The 21,092-nt window shown below is 56.0% G+C and carries 16 protein-coding genes; 9 read left to right on the top strand and 7 right to left on the bottom strand.

What is annotated here, in order from left to right; translation table 11 throughout:
* The 5 genes from O5O45_RS24850 to O5O45_RS24830 all read right to left on the bottom strand — a co-directional run bounded on the left by O5O45_RS24850 (position 1) and on the right by O5O45_RS24830 (position 4,654).
* Positions 1–564 carry an NADH-quinone oxidoreductase subunit B family protein gene (locus O5O45_RS24850; protein ID WP_305902008.1) on the bottom strand — a complete coding sequence of 188 codons (564 nt, stop codon included), beginning with the start codon at positions 562–564 and terminating at the stop codon, positions 1–3.
* Entirely contained in the window at positions 561–1,319 is a 759-nt protein-coding gene (locus O5O45_RS24845) for a 2Fe-2S iron-sulfur cluster-binding protein (RefSeq protein WP_305902007.1), read from the bottom strand. Before O5O45_RS24845 ends, O5O45_RS24850 begins: the two co-directional genes overlap by 4 nt.
* Complete coding sequence (locus O5O45_RS24840) at positions 1,316–3,151, bottom strand: NAD(P)H-dependent oxidoreductase subunit E (protein ID WP_305902006.1); 1,836 nt, start codon at positions 3,149–3,151, stop codon at positions 1,316–1,318. The genes O5O45_RS24845 and O5O45_RS24840 overlap by 4 nt, the downstream gene beginning before the upstream one ends.
* A gap of 146 nt (positions 3,152–3,297) precedes the next feature.
* Positions 3,298–3,975 carry an SIR2 family NAD-dependent protein deacylase gene (locus O5O45_RS24835; protein WP_305902005.1) on the bottom strand — a complete coding sequence of 226 codons (678 nt, stop codon included), beginning with the start codon at positions 3,973–3,975 and terminating at the stop codon, positions 3,298–3,300.
* A 136-nt stretch (positions 3,976–4,111) separates the two neighbouring features.
* Positions 4,112–4,654, bottom strand: a complete 543-nt coding sequence (locus O5O45_RS24830; protein ID WP_305902004.1) for a glutathione peroxidase — start codon at positions 4,652–4,654, stop codon at positions 4,112–4,114.
* A 207-nt stretch (positions 4,655–4,861) separates the two neighbouring features.
* Here O5O45_RS24830 and O5O45_RS24825 point away from each other — a divergent pair, with 207 nt between their 5' ends.
* The 4 genes from O5O45_RS24825 to O5O45_RS24810 all read left to right on the top strand — a co-directional run bounded on the left by O5O45_RS24825 (position 4,862) and on the right by O5O45_RS24810 (position 9,735).
* Positions 4,862–5,632 (top strand): glutathione S-transferase N-terminal domain-containing protein, encoded by a 771-nt coding sequence (locus O5O45_RS24825; RefSeq protein ID WP_305902003.1) that lies wholly within the window; start codon positions 4,862–4,864, stop codon positions 5,630–5,632.
* Between the two features lie 320 nt (positions 5,633–5,952).
* Positions 5,953–6,963: a hypothetical protein gene (locus O5O45_RS24820; protein ID WP_305902002.1), complete on the top strand. Its 1,011-nt coding sequence runs from the start codon at positions 5,953–5,955 to the stop codon at positions 6,961–6,963.
* Positions 6,964–7,066: 103 nt separating this feature from the next.
* A complete protein-coding gene (locus O5O45_RS24815; protein ID WP_305902001.1) occupies positions 7,067–7,951 on the top strand; it encodes a Tll0287-like domain-containing protein in 885 nt (294 codons plus the stop codon).
* Positions 7,952–8,301: 350 nt separating this feature from the next.
* Complete coding sequence (locus O5O45_RS24810) at positions 8,302–9,735, top strand: serine/threonine-protein kinase (protein WP_305902000.1); 1,434 nt, start codon at positions 8,302–8,304, stop codon at positions 9,733–9,735.
* 52 nt (positions 9,736–9,787) lie between these two features.
* Here the strand turns inward: O5O45_RS24810 and O5O45_RS24805 are convergent, their stop codons facing one another.
* The gene (locus tag O5O45_RS24805) at positions 9,788–11,152 is read right to left on the bottom strand and encodes a substrate-binding domain-containing protein (protein ID WP_305901999.1); all 1,365 of its coding nucleotides are present in this window, start codon (positions 11,150–11,152) and stop codon (positions 9,788–9,790) included.
* A 307-nt stretch (positions 11,153–11,459) separates the two neighbouring features.
* Between O5O45_RS24805 and O5O45_RS24800 the strand changes: the two genes are divergently transcribed.
* The 3 genes from O5O45_RS24800 to O5O45_RS24790 all read left to right on the top strand — a co-directional run bounded on the left by O5O45_RS24800 (position 11,460) and on the right by O5O45_RS24790 (position 16,815).
* The gene (locus O5O45_RS24800) at positions 11,460–12,215 is read left to right on the top strand and encodes an Lcl C-terminal domain-containing protein (RefSeq protein WP_305901998.1); all 756 of its coding nucleotides are present in this window, start codon (positions 11,460–11,462) and stop codon (positions 12,213–12,215) included.
* Between the two features lie 93 nt (positions 12,216–12,308).
* Complete coding sequence (locus O5O45_RS24795; protein WP_305901997.1) at positions 12,309–13,313, top strand: serine/threonine protein kinase; 1,005 nt, start codon at positions 12,309–12,311, stop codon at positions 13,311–13,313.
* Between the two features lie 271 nt (positions 13,314–13,584).
* A complete protein-coding gene (locus O5O45_RS24790) occupies positions 13,585–16,815 on the top strand; it encodes a DUF2339 domain-containing protein (protein ID WP_305901996.1) in 3,231 nt (1,076 codons plus the stop codon).
* Positions 16,816–16,818: 3 nt separating this feature from the next.
* Here O5O45_RS24790 and O5O45_RS24785 read toward each other — a convergent pair whose 3' ends face one another.
* Complete coding sequence (locus O5O45_RS24785) at positions 16,819–17,679, bottom strand: dienelactone hydrolase family protein (RefSeq protein WP_305901995.1); 861 nt, start codon at positions 17,677–17,679, stop codon at positions 16,819–16,821.
* A gap of 182 nt (positions 17,680–17,861) precedes the next feature.
* On the opposite strand from O5O45_RS24785, the gene O5O45_RS24780 reads away from it, so the two are divergent.
* Both O5O45_RS24780 and O5O45_RS24775 read left to right on the top strand, forming a co-directional pair.
* Positions 17,862–19,778, top strand: a complete 1,917-nt coding sequence (locus tag O5O45_RS24780; RefSeq protein ID WP_305901994.1) for a PhoX family protein — start codon at positions 17,862–17,864, stop codon at positions 19,776–19,778.
* Positions 19,779–19,953: 175 nt separating this feature from the next.
* A complete protein-coding gene (locus O5O45_RS24775) occupies positions 19,954–20,913 on the top strand; it encodes a fatty acid desaturase family protein (RefSeq protein ID WP_305901993.1) in 960 nt (319 codons plus the stop codon).
* Positions 20,914–21,092 lie beyond the last annotated feature (179 nt).

Below are 21,092 nucleotides of genomic sequence, written 5' to 3'. Positions count from 1 at the left end.
CTAGTCGTATTTGATCATGTGGTATTCCAAAGGCGCCGGCTCACCTTTGATCAGCGCCGCCAGCGTAGCCCACAGCACTTCACCTGAAGGCGGGCAACCGGGAATCTGGTAGTCGATTTTGACCACTTCCGCACAGGTGTATACCTTGTCCAGCAACAACGGCAGCGCTGCGTCATTGGGAATCTGATTACTGGGGTTATATACCTTGGCGCTGCTGGAATAGGCTTCTTCCAGGCACTCCCGCAATGGGTCTTCCGAATGCATGATGGCGTTACGCATCACCGGCAGGCCGCCCATGATGGCGCATTGTCCCACCGCCACCAGCACGTCGCAGTGCCTACGGAACTCCTGCAGGGTGTGGACGTTTTCTTCATTACAGCAGCCGCCCTCGATGACGCCGATATCGCAACGGCGGGAAAACGTTTTGAAGTCGGTCAGTGGGGAACGGTCAAACTCCGCCAGCTCCATCAATTCCAGGATGTGCTCGTCCATGTCCAACAAGGACATATGGCACCCGAAACAGCCCGCCAGAGAAACCGTTGCGATGCGCTTTTTACGTTTCATGACTGTTCCTCGGACGGATCAATTTGATGCACGGCGATACGGTTTTTATGGCGGGCCTCGATTTCCCAGCCGATGGGCTTGTTGTCGAACTGGCGTTGTCCTATCGGGGCGAAAAAACCTTCTCTTTTACGGATGATGCAACCGACCGGACAGACTTCCAGAGACATGGCGTAGTCGTCAATGGAGGCGTCGGTGGCGGCCAGATTCTCCGCATTGACGCCAATACGTTTGTGGATGCCGCGTCCCACATATTCAAAGATATTCTTGCCGTCCACATCCCGGGAGGCGCGAATACAGCGCCCGCATAAGATGCAGCGATTGGTGTCCAGGGCGATATCCGGGTGGGAGGCGTCCACCGGGCGCACCGGCTGCAGATAGGGATACAGGCTGTCCTGGGAAATGCCCAGGCGATAGGCCATGGCTTGCAGCTCGCAGCGACCGCTGGCCTCGCAGATCGGACACAGATGGTTGCCTTCGTGAAACAGCATACGCACCAGATCGCGACGGTAACCCTGGACCTGCGGCGTATCGTTTTCCACCACGACGCCTGGCTCGGCGGGCTGCGTGCAGGCCGCCACAGTGCGACCGTTGACCTTGACCGTACAGACACGACAGCTGCCTTGTGGGACCAGTCCTTCCACGTCGCACAGACGGGGAATGTACACGCCAGCGTCGTCGCAGGCGTCCATGAGGGTTTGGCCGGGCTTGGCGACCACCGTTTCGCCATCAATCGTAAATTCGAACTCTGTGCTCATTCCTTGTCTCCATAGGCCGGGTCATAGATGAGCGAGCGCCGCTTGGCGATGATTCTGGCCTCGTCCAGCGCCTTTTGAATATTGAAACCCGCCTGCATGCCTCCGGGTCGCTCCTTCACCATGGCGGAATACACCAGGGGGAAATATTTCATGGTAGAGAGTATGGGGTTGGGGGAGGTGTGCCCGAGTCCACAGCGACTGGTGGCGATAATGGTGTCGCTCAGGTTGCGCAGATAATCCAGATCCTCCGGTTCGCCCTCTCCAAGCATGATTTTTTCCAGCCCTTTTTTCAGGAAGACATTGCCTACGCGACAAGGCGTGCAGTAGCCACAGCTTTCCTCAATAAAAAAGTCCATGTAATAGGCCGCGGCTTCTAGAATGTTGCGGGAGCTATTGAAGCAAACTATGGCGCCGGCGGAGGCGAGATCTTCAAAACACAGGCGGCGGTGGAATTCGGTGCGCCCCACTATCTGGCCGCTGGCGCCGCCTACAACGATAGCGGCGGCGTCCTGTGCGCCAGCCTGCTGCAGAATTTCCGCGAGGGTAACGCCGAAGACGACTTCATAGATGCCGGGGCGAGCGCAGTCTCCGCTGATGCTGAGCAACTTGGTTCCGGAGCTGCCCGTGGTTCCCATGGCGCGGAACCAGTGCGCGCTTTGCTCCATGATGCGCGAAACACAGCTCAGGGTTTCCACGTTATTGACCACGGTGGGATAGCCCAGATATCCCGATTGCACAGGAAACGGCGGACGGTTTTTAGGTTCGCCGCGCTTGCCTTCGCAAGAGCTGATCAGAGAGCTTTCTTCCCCGCAAATATAAGCCCCGGCGCCCATCTGGATACGAATATCGAAAGTAAAATCGTCTCGTCCCAGAATGCCTGCGCCCAGTAAATTTTGTTCCCGGCGCTGTTGCAGTTTTGCTTCCAGATAGGCGCGCAGATAACGGTATTCGCCGCGCAGATACAGAATGCCGTGACGGGCCCCCACCGCATAGGCGGCGATCGTCATGCCGGCGAACAACATATCGGGTTTCTCGGTCAGCAGAACGCGGTCCTTGAAAGTGCCGGGTTCGCCTTCATCGGCGTTGCAGATGACGTAACGCTCTTCGGCGGGAGTATTCGCCGCCAGTCGCCATTTTCTGCCAGTAGGGAACCCTGCGCCGCCGCGTCCGCGCAGAAGCGATTCCTCAATCTGGGTGATCACTTCCTGCGGCGATAATTGCAAAGCGGCTTGCAGGCCTTGTTCTGGATTGGCGTCGGTCAAAAGAACCGGTCCAGGCTGGCGAATATTGTTGCGCACCATGGCCTTGACCAAAGGGTGGCTGTTGGCGCCATCGCCGGTTTGGCCGATCAGCGCTTGCGGGTCTTTGGTCTTGCGCAGGGTTCGCAGGATGCTTTTGACTTTGGCTGGCGTCAGACGGGTGACGACCACATCGTTGATTAATGCCGCAGGCGCCTGATCGCACATGCCGATGCAGGGCGTAAACTCCAGGGAAAAACCGCCGTCGGCGCTGGTTTCGCCCGGCTGGATTCCGAGAGCGTCGGAAAACGCCTCAGCGACGGCTTGCGCGCCTGCATGACGGTCGACGATGTCATCACACAAGCGAATCGTGATATCGCCTTTGCGTTTGTCGGAGAAAAAAGCGTAGAAACTGACGACGCCTTCCACTTCCACCCGGTAGGTCCCGGTAAGAGAGGCGATCAGCGACATCGCTTCGCCATCGATGCAGCGCAGCCTGTCCTGCACTTGCCACAGGATGTCCATCATCCGGCGCGGATCATTGCCATAGTCGGCGCAGGCTTGCTTGATGAGTGTTGCGTTATCGTTATCCATGCTTCGTCCCGTCGGCGCGTGCGAGGTTTTCCGATTGGGTTGATGACGCTGAACGGCGAACGCAGGTCGCAACGCCGCCCAGCATATTCCATAGTATCGTCAGTCAGGGAAGGTAATTTGACTTGCGTCTGTTTTCCCCTGATAAATCATAGCTTAAGGGATGCGATCCATTCAGGTACGCCGGCGCAGGCGGTTTTACGGATAATCGTGGCGCCTTTGACTTTTACGTGCTCGCCGGGATCGATTACCGTTATTGAACAGCTTGCTGGCGCACAATCCACCAGACCCGCGGCGGGATACACCTGCAGGGAGGTGCCGACCACCAGCAAAGCGTCCGCTGTGGCGAGAATATCCGCGGCGGCTTCCAACATGGGCACCATTTCCCCAAACCAGACCACATGCGGGCGCATCTGTTTGCCTTGGGGGCAGAGATCGCCCAGGGCGATGTCCCGGTCGTCCAGATCAACCAGATAACCTTCATCGACACTGCTGCGCGCTTTCATGATCTCACCGTGAAGATGCACGACATGCGTAGAGCCTGCGCGTTCGTGCAGATTGTCGATATTCTGGGTGATGACGGTGACGCGATGCTGCGTCTCCAGCTCGGCGAGGGCCATGTGCGCAGCGTTGGGTTGGGCCTCCCGCGCCTGTTGACGACGGGTGTTGTAAAACTCCAGCACCAGTTGCGGGTTGCGCTCCCAGCCGCCGGGAGACGCCAGATCATGTACGCTGTATTGTTTCCATAGTCCGCCCACGTCCCGGAACGTAGGCAGGCCGCTTTCGGCGCTTATGCCAGCGCCGCTGAGCACGACGATATGAGCCACGAACTTTCCTCAGTGTATGAATAGCTGTGCGTTCGCCGGCATATGCCGGCCTGGACAGGGCCGCTGACATTAAGCGGCCCAACAGGGCTAAACATAGCCCGGCGCGGGGCCGGGGTAAAGCTCGGACGGACCGGGCCTAGAGAACGCTTTCCACTGCAGCGATGAAGTCCGGGTCTTCCGGCGTAGTGCGACTGGGAAATGCGGCGACCACGCGACCTTCCTTGTCTACCACATATTTATGAAAGTTCCATTGCGGAGGCTGCCCGGTCTGCTCCGCCAGATTTCGGAACAAGGGATGCGCGTTCGGTCCCTTGACGGGGTGCGCGTCGGTCATGGTGAACGTGACGCCGTAGTTGACGAAGCATACTTCAGCGGTTTTCCTGGCGTCGTCGTCCTCCTGATTGAAGTCGTCCGAGGGCATGCCGATGACTTCCAGGCCCTGTTCCCGATAGCGCTTATACATCGCCTCCAGCCCTTTGAACTGAGGGGTAAAGCCGCAGTAGCTCGCCGTATTGACGATCACCAGCGGCTTGCCGGCGAAGCGTTCGCATAAATTGATGGATTGACTGGAATGCAGCTTCTTGACGTCGCCGTCCAGCAATGCGGGGCAAGCCGCCAGCGCTGACGCGCTTTGACATAGTAAAAGACTCAATAAGGCTGTTTTGATTAATCTGGGCATGACCGTTTTCCTTGTTAGTCAGTATTGACTGATTGTGCGGCAGGGCGCTGGCGAAAGTCTATGATGACCGGGAGCGCGGCGTAGCCGTCGCCAATAATTACGGAGTCAGTCTTACTATAGATGGCGGGTTGATTGCGCGCGCCACTTGAACCTGTAAAAAAAGCAGGCCTAGAATAATTGACCTTTGGTCATTATGAGGCATTAGCCATGTTCAACTCCCACAATTTTGATGTGCTTGGCTCCACGCTGGCGTCCACTCTGCGACGTTGGCGGGGCACGATGGGCAGCAGCAAAACGGCGCAACCTGAGAAAGCGCCAGAACTTTTTGATCGCGAAGGCTGTCCGCATTGTCGTCTGGTGCGGGAAGCGCTGACGGAGTTGAACCTCGACGCCATGATTTATCCGGTTCCGCAAGGCGGCGTCAGGCACCGTCAGCGTTTGCAGGAACTTTCCGGCGGCGATACGGTCCCATTTCTGTACGATCCAAACACGGATGAAAAAATCGCGGGTGCGCAGGCTATCGTGACTTACCTGTTTCGTCAGTATCGCGCCAAACAGCCGCCTGCGGCGCTGAGGGAATCCTTCATCAATCTGACGGGCTCCAGGCTGGCGACTTTGGTGCGAGGCGGGAAAGGCATGAAGGCGTCGCCGTCCCATGCGCCGAAGAAACCGTTGGCGCTGTACAGTTTTGAGTCCAGTCCCTACTCGCGACTGGTGCGTGAACGCTTATGCGAACTGGAGTTACCCTATCTTCTGGTCAATCTGAGTAAACAGCAGTTGGCGGATTTGGGGCCGGCGGTGAAGCGGCTGCATTTTGGCGCATATAAACCTTTGCCGGGAAGTAAAAGAGAGGCTTTTCTCAAGGAGCACGGACGCGTACAGGCGCCGTTTCTGCTCGACCCAAATCGCGGTGAAGGCGCAGGCTTGTTTGAATCCGCGGAAATTCTCAAGTATTTGAACGTCGCCTACGCTGTCTGAACCTGTGGATTGTGCTGATAATTACTTGAAAGCATTCACAATCCCGCCGCGCTATACTGTCGCTCCTTAACCTTTCGCGCGTCCCTGCAACCTAGGGGGATGCGCGCCGCGTGTTCTATCAGGGAGAGTCCTTTCATTTGGGAGTGGGTGAAATGAGGAGGGCGTTTCGCAACAAACTCTCATGACTATACAAAATAGGCATTGAAGCCAACGCGGGCAATTGCCATGATTAGCAGCTCGGCCTGCGCCGCTTATCGCGGTCGGATGCGCCAATTATGGAATCTCGAACAACTATCTGGATGAATGTGCTAGGGCTAGAAATGAAAAATAAGTTGTCTGCGAAGGACTTGTGCTTCTCTATACCGCGTAATCTGCTGCTGGCGGGGGCGGTTGCTCTCAGCGGCTGTAACATGTCTTCAATCAAACCCTCGACGGACTCCGGCTCCAAGACGGAAGACAAGCAGTACGCCACCTCCTCTACTCCTGAAACGACAAATGCGACGACTTCGCAAGAAACGGCGACGTCAACCACGCCAGGCATGACGGACGCAACATCGGAAGCGGGATCTGCGACGATGGAAAGCGCCGACAGCGCTGATTCGTCAAACACTGGCAAGACGACGCAGAAAACCACATCGACTGCAAAACAGAAAACCACTACGCCCGCCGCTAAAAAAACCGTAAAGGAAAAAACGGCGACCAAGAAAACCGCCAGCTCCTCAAATGGCGCTTCCGCGAAAAAGAAAGAAGCGGAGAAGCCGCAAACCAAGACGGCGACGAAAGAAAGCGTAAAGAAAGAAACTGCGAAAAAAGAGACAGCGGATACCAGCGCAGAGACAAAACCTGTCGTTGAGACCGCTATGCTGTCGCAACCAAAAGAAACATCAGGACTACAGATTACCGGCAGCATGCTGCCTTATGATTTTGGCGGCTGGATGCTGGAGAAGGATTGGGATAGCGCGCACATCGGCGTGTGTCGGCTGCGCTCGGAGCGTCATCCGATATTCGACGGCTATGAAAATTCCAGCGTATGGATTGAGGTGTTGGCCAAAGAAGTCAATGTATACACCAGATCGAATGTGGATCTGACCTACCCCGGCGTTGGCCTGCAATTAGCGGAGCAAACCGTTCTGGACTTCAGTGAAGTGTTTAAGGAAACAAACGCGCGGATAAAAGGAGACCATACCCGTGCGCTGCAAAACGCCAACAAACTGACGGTTAAATTAGGTTTCTGGCCCAGCTGGCCGCAAACCCAGACCCAGCAGGCGGTGATACCGGCGACGGTGTTGAAGCAGGCGATACCGGTTTTTCTTAACTGCAAAAACCTGTAATTCGCGCATTAGGCACGGGACGGATGGCGGCGGCGTCAAAGGTAATTGTAGCGACCGTCCAGCCTGACAATAAAGTAAACCATAGCTGAAGGATGTTTCGGGGATGACCTTAAGACTTAAATTTAACCTTGTATTAGGTTTGGCTTCTTGCGCCGGCATCGCTCTGGCGGCTTTCCTGGTCTATAAACTGTTGCAGGAAAATGCGCGGGAAGAGGTGCTCGATAGCGCCCGGATCATGATGCAGAGCGCATTCGCCGTTCGTGGCTATACCGTTGACGAAGTTCGCCCACTGCTGGCGCTGCAGCAGAAACGCCAGTTTTTACCGCAGACCGTGCCGGCATACGCTGCGCACCGTTATATCGGCAAGCTGCAGAAGGAATATCCTGAGTACAGCTACCGGGAAGCCACATTAAACCCAACCAACCCGGCGGACCGCGCTTCGGATTGGGAAGCGGATATCATTAATCACTTCCGCAACAACGATGGCGCGACGGAACTGGTCGGCACCCGGCCAACGCCGACAGGCCCCTCACTGTACATGAGCCGCCCGATCAAGATCACCGACCCGAAGTGTCTGGCCTGTCACAGCACCCCCAGCGCGGCGCCGCAGACCATGATTGACATGTACGGCAGCTCCAATGGTTTTGGTTGGAAGCAGGATGAAGTGGTTGGCGCCCAGATCGTATCGGTGCCCATGTCGCTGCCGCTGCAACGGGCGGATGAAACCTTCAAGCTGTTCATCGGCTTGCTGGTGGGTGTGTTCCTGGTGATTGCGGTGCTGCTTAACGTCATGCTGGACTTTGTGGTTATCCGCCCAGTCAAGAAATTGTCTGATAAAGCCAACGAAGTCAGCCTGGGCGCGCTGGAAGCGGAGGAAATGCCGGTGAAAGGCAACGACGAGATTTCCTCTCTGACTCAGTCCTTTAACCGCATGCACCGCAGTCTGGCTAACGCTGTCAGATTGTTGGACGAAACTGGCGAGCCTTGAGCATAAAGTAGTCAGCTAAGGCAAACCGCCGACGCGCCTGACGCCAGTGTCAGGCGTGTGTTGATTACAACCTTTTAAGTGGCCGCTATGGCGATGACGTGAAGGTTCGCGCTATATTGGCCGCATTGTAAGTCAAGTCCGGGACCTCTTCTCAAACTTACAAAAATCAACGAATTGGTTTGTATGGTTCAAGTAAGCGTAGAGTAAGCTTACCTATACTGAAGGACTTTTGGGGATACGCCGCACTGCTCTGTGCGCAGGCGGGTTAAATCGGATGTTACACGGAAGACGGCTGTCGGCGCCCGCTCATTAGCGGCGTGGCGGTTTGCTTTGCTCAGTACGTAAGAACTATGTCGACGAAACCACCATTTGACGTAATCGGAAAATATAGCGTTGAGTCCACCATCGGCCAGGGCGCAATGGGCGTGGTGTACAAAGGCCACGACCCGGACATTGATCGCCCGGTCGCGATCAAAATGCTGCACGCCCACCTGATGGTGGATCAATCCGACGGAGGCCTGCTGGCCCGTTTCCGCCAGGAAGCGCAGGCGGCGGCCCGTTGCCTGCACACGAATATCGTTACCGTCTTTGATTTCGGCGTCTTCAAGAATTCTCCCTATATGGTGATGGAGTTCGTCGATGGCATTGATCTGCGCTCTTTCCTGCGGGAAAACATGCAGCTTTCCGTGCGTCAGATCGGCGATTTGGTCATTCAGGTGCTGGAAGCTCTGGATTACGCTCACCTGAAAGGGGTGGTGCACCGCGACGTTAAACCCGCCAACATCCTTTTACTGGAGTCCGGTCATGTGAAAGTGACGGATTTTGGCGTCGCAAAACTGGATACCTCTGAGCTGACGAATGTCGGCGACGTGATCGGCACGCCCAGTTACATGTCCCCGGAAGCGCTGCGCGGCGATCGCGTGGATGGGCGCAGCGACCTGTTTTCCGCTGGCATCGTATTGCTGGAATTGATCGCCGGTAAACGTCCGCAAAAGGGCGGTTTGCCCTGGACGGAAAAGGAAATTCTGCAATTCATCGCCGACAGCCCCACGCTGCCGGTGCAATTGGATCGCGCTTTCTCTGATCTGTTGGCGAAAGCATTGACCGCAGATCCAAATGATCGTTATGAAACCGGGCAGGAATTCGCTATCGCCTTGAAGACGCTGCTGGCGCCTAATCAGGTGTATGTGCCGGATCTCAATGATCTTGCCGCGACGGTAATCCAGAGTAAGGTGACTTTTGCTGGTCGTCAGGCGGACCAACCTTCCACCTTCAGCTCTGCGTCAAGTTCCCAGATTGCGCTGTCGCCGGAAGTGTCTCTGATATTGAGCCAGACGCTGGCGCCGTTTCTGGGACCGGTGGCGCATCACATGATTCGCAATGCCGCCGCATCCTCCACGACCCTGCAGGAGATGATCGAGAAACTTTCTCGCCATATTCCCAACGAAGTCGAGCGGCGTAATTTCCTCAATACGTTGAATCGCACTGGTATCCGCTCCATGCCCAGTGAAACTACCGGCAGTGGCGCGTCACGCATCACCACCATTGGCTCGCGCTCGTCCATCAAGCCGGGGCAGGCTGGTCCGCTGACGCTGAGCGGGGAAACATTACAAAAGCTGACCCAGTTATTGGCGCATCATGTCGGCCCACTGGCTTCGCGGCTGGTGCGTAAATCGGTGAAAAACTCATCGGATATGGAAACGCTATTCAAGGATTTGGCCAACAGCATTCCAGACGAATCAGAACGCACCCAGTTTATCTCTAAGGCGCGCAAATCCATCTAGAAAGAATCTAAAAGACAAGATCGCCGCTAGTGGACCCGGCGGCGATTGATTATTACTGCGCGTCTTTGCGCACCCAGACTTCCACTCGTCCATTACGGCTCGCGCCATGCTCGCCGCCGGTGGCCCCTACAGTCATGTACTGGCCATAACCGGTCACCGCTTTAACCTCTGCGCCGCGCTCTTTCAACGCCCGATTGACGGCTGTCGCGCGTAGTTCGGACACCATTTGCGCACGCAACTCATCTCCGCTTTTGTCAGCGAAACCAATCAGCATCAGATCTGTTGGCGAGCGACCGCTTTCGCGCAAATACTCCAATAAACGCTCCAGATCGCGATGGGCTTTGTTATCGAGCTTGCTGCGTCCAGCGGCGAAGCGGAAGTTCACCGTCAACCGATTGTAATTACGGGTTAACTGGCGAAAGGACTCCGGGGCGCTGTTATCCAGCTTGGGGTCGACTTCCACTATATTCTGAGAAACAAAGCCGCTGGCTGCGACAATGTCCTGGCCCGTGGCGGAGTGAGTGAAGTGGATAAACTCATCTATAGCGGATCTATCCGGGCGTCCGCTGGTGTAGAAGAACAAACGACGCGCCAGGGGGTAATCTTCCGTCGCCAGGCTGAGTTGATCCGGCGCAATGGCGGGGCCGTCCGACTCGGCGATGGCCAAGGCTTTGCTGCTGTGAACGGAAGCGAAGCCGCTGAAACCAATGGCGCCGCGATCTTTGCTGACATCGTCGGATAATTGATCGTTGGATTCATAGCGTTTGGCGGTTTTCACCAGCTTGTAGGCGTCGCCGAGCACCAGGCTGGAGAAGGTGTCCCAGGTGCCTGAACTTTCGTCCCGGGCGTAAACGGTAACCGCTACATCCGGGCCTCCGACCTGTTTCCAGTTGTTGATTTTGCCGGAGAACAGTTCTGCTACCTGAGTGGTGGTGAGGGACTTCACTGGATTGCGCGGATGCACCAGTATGGCCAGACCATCAACGGCGATGACATGCTCTGACTCCAACGCTTTCAGATCGGCGCGTGATTTATGTTCCTTAGCTTCGGAGTCTCTGACGGGACGGGATGACGCCCAGACATTCGCCTCTCCAGATTTTAAAGACTGATAACCGGTGCTGGAACCGTGAGCGGCGACTTTGACAGCGATGGATTCGCCTTGCACGGTTCCGCTGACGACGGCTTCATTTTCTTTGCCGGCGCTTTTCACCGTGACGTTCTGCGCCCCGCGCTCCTCTAAGTAGCGTTTTACCAGAGCTGGGGCCAGGTCGGCGCCAATGGTGTTGGAACCATGAACTTCGAATAAATATCCTTGTGTGGGAACGTCTTCCTGACTGAATGGGGTTAAGGCATAAGCACGCAGGCTGGCGAAGATTAGCGCCAGGCTTATCAGAGCGGTGAACCGACGTGCGCGCACAATTTTTATATCTCTCATTTGAAAAGAACAGTGTGTCAGGTTGGAAAGGAGCGTAGATACTATTAATTATTTATGACAGAAATATGACAGAACTGTAACAAAAGGTTCCACGTTGGAAGCCTTGTTGTTTCAGCTTCGCCATGAGAGTGAGAGGAAGTATAGTTCAGATAAGTGAATAAAATATGATAGATAACAAACGCTGTTTTTCTGATAGTTCATACTCATTTGGGTATGGGTTACGCTCAGGGACGAATCTTCTGCTTTCTGCTTTCTGCTTTCTGCTTTCTGATTAGGAGTTGAGCCTGATATGCGTCGATCTGTTGCTTGGGCCACGTTCCTGGAAGTGGTGTGCGCGATTCTGCTGCTGGCGGCGTTGATCGCCGCGTTGTTGTATATCTTCAATACCCCCGAAGCTTCATTTCGGGAAGAGACGTTGGCGCCTGATCAGGAGAGACCGGAACTACCCAATATCGTAAGCGGCTTGGGCGAACAGGAGCAGGCTCCTGTGGGCGCGGAGGACGGTCCCCGATTCGTAAAAATTGACGCCGGCGGCGCAGAGTTGTCGCCGGAGGCGGAGGATTGGTCCTGCGTACTTGACCGCAGTACTGGACTATTGTGGGAAGTTAAACGGACGGATGGTGGTTTGCAGGACGCGGAGCATACCTACTCGTGGGCGCGGGAGGGCGACCTGCCGGACGCCGATGCGGAGCCGGACGCGTCGCCGCCGGGTGGCAGCGTCTATAACCGAGGCCTGTGTCTGTATTCTGAATGCGATACTGCGGCCTACGTGCGGGAAGTGAGGGAAATAAGTCTGTGCGGCGCTTCCGATTGGCGTCTGCCTGAAGCGGCGGAACTGCGGACTTTGGAGCATCCCACCCGTTATTATCCTGATATTGATACGGACTTCTTTCCCAACACCATCTCCGGTAATTACTGGACTTCGACGGAAGTAGAAAAGGCGAGGACGCTGGCTTGGTCCGTAGACTTTAACAATGGCTTCCCTTATATCGCGGAAAAGCGTCTGGCGCATCACCTCCGGCTCACTTCCGGACCCATGCGCTAGAGGCGTTAACGCGTTTTCATGTGGGTAAGGTTCACTATCGCTGAACCGGTTCAGATCTGATATGTTGGGCGCACTTGGATACAGGATCTCAACATGACTGCGCCGAACACACATCCCTTCGATGCCTTAACCCCCGAATTTATTATGGACGCCGTCGAGAGCCAGGGCTATTTATGCGACGGACGTATTTTCGCCCTTAATAGCTACGAAAACCGCGTTTATCAGGTGGGCGTTGAAGGCGCCGATCCTCTGATCGCTAAGTTCTACCGGCCGAATCGCTGGAGTCGGGAGCAAATCCTGGAAGAACATGAGTTCTGTTATGAATTAGTGGAGGCGGAGCTGCCTGTCGTGGCGCCGCTACGCCTGAACGATGGTGAAACGCTGCCGCAAGCAGGAGAGTTCCACTTCTCTTTATTTCCCCGCAAAGGCGGTCATGCGCCGGAACTGGATAATTTCGACAGCCTGCTGACATTGGGCCGTCTTCTTGCCCGTATTCATGCGGTGGGGGCGGTCAAGCCCTTCCAACATCGCCCGCGTATCGACACGCAAAGCTACGGCCGCGACGCAGTGGCGTTGGTGGGGGAACGATTCGTTCCCAGCGAACTACGCGCTTCCTATGATTCTTTGACTCGCGATTTGCTACAGGCGCTTGAGGAAATCATTGGCGATGGCGGCGACTATGTTTATATCCGTACTCATGGCGACTGCCACGTAGGTAACATGTTGTGGCGCGATGACGCCGCTCATTTCGTGGATTTCGACGACACTCGCATGGCGCCGGCTATACAGGATTTGTGGATGTTGCTTTCCGGCGACCGCGCCAACCGGACTGCGCAGCTGGTGGAAATCACTGAAGGGTATAACGAGTTCTATGACTTCCGTCCTTCTGAACTAAGGCTGGTTGAAGCGCTGCGGACGCTGCGGATGTTGAACTATTGCGCCTGGCTGGCCAGCCGCTGGAGTGATCCTGCGTTTCCGCGTAACTTTCCCTGGTTCAACTCCGCGCGGTATTGGGGGGATCATATACTGGAGCTGCGTGAGCAACTTGCAGCGCTGAACGAAGAGCCTTTACGACTTCCTTCCTATCAGGTTCGCTAAAACGCGAGCCAGTCAGATTGTATCGCCATGTAGGTATTGAAACCCGATACCTGGCATGGCGGATTCCGACACTTTCCGGTTTCAGCTTCCGCTTTTTTCAACGCTCCTACATGTTGAGAGATGGCTGAAATCAGCTCTACCGTTAATAATTGATGTAAAAGAAAAAAACGTTGCTTTGCGCTATTTGCCGGCGTAGATGCGGCGGGCGGACGATAAGTTCAATTCGGCGATTCAGCTGTGGTCGTAAAACTATTCAAGGTGCGTGGTCAGCATGGACATTCTTATTCTTCTGATAGTCGGCGCGGTGGTCGGCGGAGCCGCTTTGCAGTCCTTCGGCGGCGCGCTGATGGGCGCTGCGTTGGGCGCTTTGGCGGCCAGCTTTCATCGCCTGCAGATGAAAGTGCAAACGCTGGAGAAAAAAGTCAGCGCATTTGAAAAGGCGCGCTCTGCGCCTGTCGCCGCACCGCCCCCAACGGTGGAAGCCCCTCTTACCACAAGCACGGAAGCTGCGCCGTTATCGCAGCCTATGGCGACGGCGTCGACTACGGTGGTGGAAATCACGAAGACACTGGATGAGGTCAAAGAGGAAGAGGAGGACGCTTCCCTTGATATCAGCGATCTGCAACTGGATATAGAACCCTCTCCAGCGCCGGCTGCCGCAATGGAGCAAACGCCCGTTACACCACCACCGATCACTGAGACTGAATCGACGCCGGAAGAACCCGTCGCAGCGCAGACGTCGCCTGTTGAGGCTGTTCAGCCTGAACCCCTACGCCCCACGCCTGCTGAGCCTCCGTCTCCCAATATGGCCGACAAGCTAATGGCCTGGGTGACCAACTATTTCACCAGCGGCAATATTGTCGTGCGGGTGGGCGTAATTATTCTGTTTTTCGGCGTGGCGTTTTTATTGAAATACGCTTCGCAAAAAGTGGATATTCCCCTGGAGCTGCGTTACCTGGGCGTCGCGGCGGGAGCCGCCTTAATGTTCTCCATCGGTTGGCGCTTGCGCAGTAAAAATCAGGGCTACGGCCTCATTATGCAGGGCGGCGCCATTGGTCTTCTGTACATCACTATCTTCGCCGCTTTCCGCCTGCATGGTTTGCTGTCTTCGCTGACCAGCTTCTCATTGATGGTGGCGGTGGTCTGTTGCGGCGTATTAATCGCCGTCCTGCAAAACGCTCAGGCGCTGGCGGCGGTGAGCGTCATTGGCGGTTTCGCTGCGCCCATTCTCGCTTCCACCGGGCAGGGCTCGCATGTGGAGCTGTTTACTTACTATTTGATTCTCAATCTCGGCGTTACCGGCATAGCCTGGTTTAAGTCCTGGCGTACGCTGAACTGGCTGGGATTTGTTTTCACCTTCGGCATAGGCATGATTTGGGGCGCCCAGTACTACACTCCTGCGTTTTTCCATTCCACCGAGCCTTTCCTGATCGCTTTTGCGGTGATGTATAGCATGATCGCTCTGTTGTTCGCTTTGCGTCAGCCTCCCAATTTGAAGGGATTGGTGGATGGAACCCTGGTGTTTGGGACGCCAACGGTCTTTATCGCTTTGCAATCACTGATGGTCAAAGACACTCAGTACGCCATGGCCTGGAGCAGCGCAGGCGTTGGAATTTTCTATCTGACCTTGAGTTTGCTGGTGCGCGCGCGTCCTCAGATGCGCTTGTTGTACGAATGCTATCTGGCGCTGGCGATTGCGTTTCTCACTCTGGCGATTCCTCTCGCCTTTGACGGTCGCGTTACTTCTGCGCTGTGGGCGGTGGAAGGCGTCGCGCTGTTTTGGGTGGGGGCGCGTCAACAGCGGTTGCTGCCGCGCTTTTCCGGGCTGGGATTGATGCTGTTCGGCGGCGGTATGTATCTTACTGAGCCGCCATCCCAGGAACCGCAATGGTTTGTGCTGAACGCAGACTTTATTGGAACCTTGCTGGTGGCCATCGCAGGCGGTCTCGCCGCCCGCATAGCGACGCGTTATCAGGAACGGCTGTTGCGCCAGGAAGTGCAATGGGCGCCCATTATCCTGTCACTGTGGGCTTATGCATGGTGGATGGCGGGCGGTTTATTTGAGATTCATCGTCACATCGCCGATACGCACCTGCCGATAGCCGGCAGTCTGTTCACGGTGCTGACGGCGATGGCCTGCCAGTTTTTTGCGGGAAGATGGCGCTCGCCGCACTTGCCTTGGTTGGCGATGGCGAGTTTTGTCATTGGAGTGGTTCACCTCTTTACGAACTATCAGGTAGACGCCCGCGCTATCGCGTGGCTGAATGCGGACTTCCTGGCGTCCATGGCATTGGTGGCGTATGCGTTATGGGCGGGGATATTCGTCTGGCGCGGCGAGCAGAGCCGGTATTTTGCACCGGCGGACATGGTCAATGCGCTGGTGCTGGGCGTGGCGGTGGCGTTAGGCTCGCTGGCGGGCGGAACTGAAGCCATTGAGCAATATCCGTCAGCGATGGAGGCGGCGGCGTTTCTGCTGTTCTATACAGTTTTCATCGGCGTCTTTGCGCTTGCATATATGCGCTTCCAATGGCCGATGGCGGCGTACCCGGCGTTACTGCTGGCGCCGGCGATACTGTTTGTTTTGTTGGTTTACGTGGTGGAATACCGGGCGCTGTATGTCAATGTCGGTTGGCTGGCGTTCCCTGTGGCGTGGGCGGCGCATTTCGGATATCTGCGCCTGATGCAGGACCGTATCCGCGCGCCAATTGGCCTGTTTCACTGTGTGATGCTATTCGCTCTGGTGTTCGCGGTCACTTGGCAGGTTCATTTTGAAATCACCGGCAAATATGACAGTGAAACGATGGCCGGGCAGGCGGTATGGGGATTGATTCCAGCTCTTGCGTTGTTGCTCTTGCGGCGCGCACTGACTGCTATCTGGCCCTTCATCCGCTATCCGCGTGAGTTGTTGCAGTGGCTGCCACGCGCCTTGCTGGCGAGTGTTGGCTTGTGGCTGTTGTGGAGCAATATGGTTGCGCCGGCGGACAAGGGACTGGCGTTGTTCAATCCGCTTGATCTGGTGAACCTGCTGGCGTTATGGGTGCTCTGGTCGGAAGTGCGCCGTCATGGCGCGCTGGAAGCGCTGCAACAGAGAGTGGCGGCTTATGGCGTGGTGGCGGCATTTTGCTTCCTGTGGCTCAACGCGGCCCTGTTCCGTGCTTTCCATTTCAGTCTGGCGATACCTTATCGCTTCGACGACATGGTGTCGTCCATCGTGGTGCAGAGCGGCATGAGTCTGCTGTGGAGCATTGCGGGCATGCTGTGCATGCTGGTCGGTGCGCGCAGGGCGCATCGTTCGGTGTGGATGGTCGGCGGTGGATTGATGGTGGCGGTGGTGGCCAAACTGTTCCTGTTCGATCTTTCCGGCACGGGCACCGTGGCCCGTATCGTCGCCTTTATCAGCGTCGGCGTAGTGTTGCTGCTGGTGGGTTATTTCGCTCCGGTTCCGCCCCGGGAGGGCGCTGAGAAAGCGCCTGCGTCGGAAGCGGGAAATGGAGTGGAGTGAGCCTCAGGTCAAGGCCTGTTTCAGGAAGGTGATGGTGCGTTCCCAGGCTAACTGAGCGGCCTTGGCGTCATAGCGGGCGGCGTTGGCGTCATTATGAAAGGCGTGATTGACGCCCTCGTACATGTGCAGTTCATAGCGCGCGCCAGCAGCGTCCAAGGCTTCGCGGTAGTCGGGGATACCCTGGTTAATGCGATCATCCAGACCCGCATAATGCAGTTGCAGCGGGACTTTGATCCTGGCGGCGTCAGCGGCGCTCACCTGCCTGCCGTAAAAGGCCACGGCGGCGCCGAGATCCTGTGAGTGCGCCGCCAACTGGTTGGCCATGGCGCCGCCCCAGCAGAAACCGACGCAGCCCACTTTGGCGTTGCAGTCCTTGCGCTTTTTCACATAAGTTACCGCCGCCTCAAAATCCAAGCGGGTTTTTTCTCCGTCCAGTTGCGCGATCATACCGCGGGCTTTGTCCTGATCATCCGGCGTGCCGCCCAGTGGGGTTAAGGCGTCCGGCGCCAGGGCGACGAAACCCGCCAGCGCCGCGCGTCTGGCTACATCTTCGATATGCGGATGCAGACCCTTATTCTCATGGATGATCACTACGCCGGGCAGCGGCCCGGATGGGGTTTTGGGTTTGGCGAGATAGGCGCGAATTGCGCTGTCGCCGCCTGGGTATTCGACATATTCGCTGCTGACGCGCGCGTCGTCTTTGGCGATGGTTTCCGCTTGTGCGTAGTTGTTTTCCAGCAGGGGCAGAAGCGCCATGGCCGCAGTAGTCCCGCCAGCCAGTCTGGTCAGACGGTCAATGAAGGTTCTGCGGCTCATGGTGGAGTGCGTGTATTCGTCGTAAAGCCGGATGAACTTTTGTTCCATGGAAAGCTCCTTCTCTTGTTGATCCGCTATTGATCCGCGACTTGTCGCCGCGCAGGCGCATGCTTGTTTTTGGATACTGCTTTCCTAACGAAAATCTTTAGCCGAAACAGGCGCGGTTCACGAAACTGTCATTTACTTGCAGTAAAAGTGCTGTCGGATCAACGCTGTTAAGGTTTAAAAAAATGACTGTACAACATCCTCAATATGGTTGGGAAATAAAAGACTCTGACGACATTCCCTCCAGTCCTGAGCAGGGCCGGAACTTCTTTGACATCTTGCAGGCGCGGACTTCCCGGCGCAGCGTATTGCGCGGTTTCGCCGCGGGCGCGGCGGCTTCAGGCGTTTCTCTGACTGGCTGCAGCGCAATCATGGCTGGCTCGGACAAGGGTGAACTGACTTTCACCGAGCTGCCTCACGGCCAGGACGAAACATTCCATGTGGCGCCCGGTTACGAACACGACGTTCTGATCAGCTGGGGCGATAAAGTTTTAGCGGATGCGCCGGCGTTTGATCCCCGTAACCAGAGCGCGCAGGCGCAGTCCAAACAGTTTGGTTATAACAACGATTTCGTTGGTTTCCTGTCATTGCCGTTGGGCTCCGACAATTCAGATCATGGCCTGCTGGCTGTGAATCATGAATACACTATCTCCGAGCTGATGTTCCCTGGTTCGCCGAAGACAGACCAGATGAGCAAGGCGCAGGCGGATATCGACATGATGGCGCATGGCCTCAGCATCATCGAAATCAAGAAAACCGACGGCAAGTGGGCGGTGGTGCAAGGCTCAAAATACAATCGTCGCATTACTCCGGTAACGGAGATGCGTATGACAGGTCCCGTCGCCGGCAGCGACCGTTTGCGCACCGCGATCTCTCAGGACGGGGTGAGAACCCTGGGCACCTACGGCAACTGCGCTGGCGGCGTGACGCCTTGGGGCACGGTATTGACCGCTGAAGAAAACGTGCAGAACTACTTCAAAGGCGATCCCGCCAAAACCAAAGAAGCAGAAAACTATAAGCGCTTCGGCTTGTCCGGCGAACATGAATACGCTTGGGCCAATTATTATGATCGCTGGAACCTGGCGAAAAGCCCCAACGAACCGCTGCATGTGGGCTGGGTGGTGGAGATCGATCCGTTCGATCCTGATTCCAAGCCGCAAAAACGCACCGCCTTGGGCCGTTGCAAGCATGAAGGCTGCAATGTCTATGTGAACAAGGACAACCGAGTGGTGGCGTATACAGGCGACGATCAACGCTTCGAATATGTCTACAAGTTTGTGAGCAAGAACAAGTACGATCCGAACAATCGCGCCGCTAATATGCGTCTGCTGGAGGAAGGAACCCTTTACGTGGCGGAGTTCACTGATGGCGGTCTGGTGACCTGGCGTCCGCTGGTTTTCGGTCAGGGCCCGCTGACGGCGGCCAACGGATTTCGCAATCAGGGCGATGTGATGATTGATGTGCGTAAGGCGGCGGACCTGCTCGGCGCCACGCGCATGGATCGCCCCGAAGATGTGGAAGTGAATCCGCGCACCGGCTCCGTATTTGTCATGTTGACCAACAATAGCAAGCGTAAGGAAGGCGACACCAACGCCGCCAATCCGCGCGCCAAAAACCAGTCCGGCCATATTATCGAGATGACGCCGCCGGATGGCGACCATACCGCCGATCGCTTTATGTGGGATATGTTCATTGTCGCCGGCAATCCGCAGACGGAAGGCGCGAAATATCACCCGGATATTTCCGCCAACGGCTGGTTCGCCGACCCGGACAACTGCGCTTTCGACAATCACGGCAACCTCTGGATCGCCACTGACGGCGCCTACAAAGACGGCGTCGCGGACGGCGTATGGGCCTGTGCGGTGTCCGGCGAAGCCCGCGCATTGACCAAGCATTTCCTGCGCACGCCCTTACAGGCGGAGCTGTGTGGGCCGTTTTTCACTCCGGACAATCAGTCTTTCTTCTGCTCGGTGCAGCACCCAGGTGAAGAGGGTACATACGATCAGCCCACTACCCGCTGGCCGGATTTCCGTAACGACCTTCCGCCGCGCCCATCCGTGGTGGCGATTAATAAGTCCGGCGGGGGCCGCATAGGCAGTTAATTCGCCGTCAGGATCGCCTGATCACAAGGGAAGCCGGAGACTGGAAGCAGCTCCGGCTTTTTTAATGGATGAGTATTTGTTGAGCGTTTTCGCCAATGGTTTGGAAGATTACGCCATTCTCCGGCGTCGGCAATCTTAATAGTATGAATCTGCGTTCACACTTTAGATGACGGCAATGAAACTCGACAGCTATCTCACCAGACAAGAACAACAAGAATTAAGACAGGGCTCCAATTTTCGGGGCATGATGGGTTTCGTGACTACTTGGGGGCTGATCATCGGTGTGAGCGCGCTTTTTGCTCTCTATCCTAATGTTCTCACTTTGATTCTCGCACTCGTGGTTCTCGCCAATCGGCAGTTAGCGCTGGGTATTTTGCTGCATGACTGCTCACATCGCTCCTGGTTTCGCAACCAATGGCTGAATGATCAGATGGGTCATTGGCTGGCGGGGATGCCGGTGCTGGTTCCGCTGCCTTTCTATCGCAAATATCACTTTATCCACCATGTTAAGACTGGTACGGATGAAGACCCGGACGTGGGTAATATTCGTAGCTATCCGGTCACTAAAACCAGTATGCGGCGCAAGGTTTTCCGTGACTTTACCGGGCAGTCCGGGCTGAAGAATGCGTTGGCGCTGTTGCTGTATGTGAATACTGGCAGACCCGGCAACGCGGTATCCATGGGCGTACAGACGCGACAGGCGGATGGGGCTGAGGTGCGGCGCACGACCCTGCGTAATTTCAGTCATCTGCTATTGGTGCATGGCGGCTTCCTGGGGCTGTGCATCGCCTTGGGCCACTGGGAAGTCTATCTGCTGTGGTGGGTCGCCTATATCTTCACCTATCCCTTTATTATTCGCGTGCGTCAGGTCGCCGAGCATGGCGCCATGCCGGCGTTATCCTCCGATGACGTGCGCGACACGACGCGCACCACTCTGGCGCGTTGGTGGGAGCGTTTGTTGTTTGCGCCGCATTATGTGAACTATCACTGCGAACATCACGCTTTACCTACCGTTCCCGGCTATCATCTGCCGCGCATGCATCAAATGCTGCTTGAGCGCGGCTTTTATCAGGACAAACCCGAGGCCTTGGTCATCGGTTATCCAGAGATCATCCGTAAAGCCGCTTCAGCCTGATTCTCTCTTTCCTTTATATCTGTCTTTTCTCTTTTTTTTCTGACTTTGTGCACTCCTGCGCGCTTTTTGCGTGCGCGTTGGTCATCCGTAACTCGCTGATTTAACGGTCTTAGTCCATATAACGTCTACCATTTCACCTGTACGGCCTATTCTTTGCTGTCCGGAAACCGGCTATCAAT

Source organism: Hahella sp. HNIBRBA332 (genome assembly GCF_030719035.1).
Classification (GTDB): Bacteria; Pseudomonadota; Gammaproteobacteria; order Pseudomonadales; family Oleiphilaceae; genus Hahella.
The sequence above is the reverse complement of the archived record's forward strand: the minus strand, read 5'-3'. Positions and strand labels throughout refer to the sequence as shown.

Coding starts and splice junctions, on each gene's coding strand:
- O5O45_RS24815 (WP_305902001.1), top strand. CDS start 7,067: ATGACCTTAAGACTTAAATTTAACCTTGTATTAGGTTTGGCTTCTTGC.
- O5O45_RS24785 (WP_305901995.1), bottom strand. CDS start 17,679: ATGGAACAAAAGTTCATCCGGCTTTACGACGAATACACGCACTCCACC.
- O5O45_RS24775 (WP_305901993.1), top strand. CDS start 19,954: ATGAAACTCGACAGCTATCTCACCAGACAAGAACAACAAGAATTAAGA.
- O5O45_RS24840 (WP_305902006.1), bottom strand. CDS start 3,151: ATGGATAACGATAACGCAACACTCATCAAGCAAGCCTGCGCCGACTAT.
- O5O45_RS24810 (WP_305902000.1), top strand. CDS start 8,302: ATGTCGACGAAACCACCATTTGACGTAATCGGAAAATATAGCGTTGAG.
- O5O45_RS24820 (WP_305902002.1), top strand. CDS start 5,953: ATGAAAAATAAGTTGTCTGCGAAGGACTTGTGCTTCTCTATACCGCGT.
- O5O45_RS24795 (WP_305901997.1), top strand. CDS start 12,309: ATGACTGCGCCGAACACACATCCCTTCGATGCCTTAACCCCCGAATTT.
- O5O45_RS24845 (WP_305902007.1), bottom strand. CDS start 1,319: ATGAGCACAGAGTTCGAATTTACGATTGATGGCGAAACGGTGGTCGCC.
- O5O45_RS24825 (WP_305902003.1), top strand. CDS start 4,862: ATGTTCAACTCCCACAATTTTGATGTGCTTGGCTCCACGCTGGCGTCC.
- O5O45_RS24790 (WP_305901996.1), top strand. CDS start 13,585: ATGGACATTCTTATTCTTCTGATAGTCGGCGCGGTGGTCGGCGGAGCC.
- O5O45_RS24830 (WP_305902004.1), bottom strand. CDS start 4,654: ATGCCCAGATTAATCAAAACAGCCTTATTGAGTCTTTTACTATGTCAA.
- O5O45_RS24780 (WP_305901994.1), top strand. CDS start 17,862: ATGACTGTACAACATCCTCAATATGGTTGGGAAATAAAAGACTCTGAC.
- O5O45_RS24850 (WP_305902008.1), bottom strand. CDS start 564: ATGAAACGTAAAAAGCGCATCGCAACGGTTTCTCTGGCGGGCTGTTTC.
- O5O45_RS24800 (WP_305901998.1), top strand. CDS start 11,460: ATGCGTCGATCTGTTGCTTGGGCCACGTTCCTGGAAGTGGTGTGCGCG.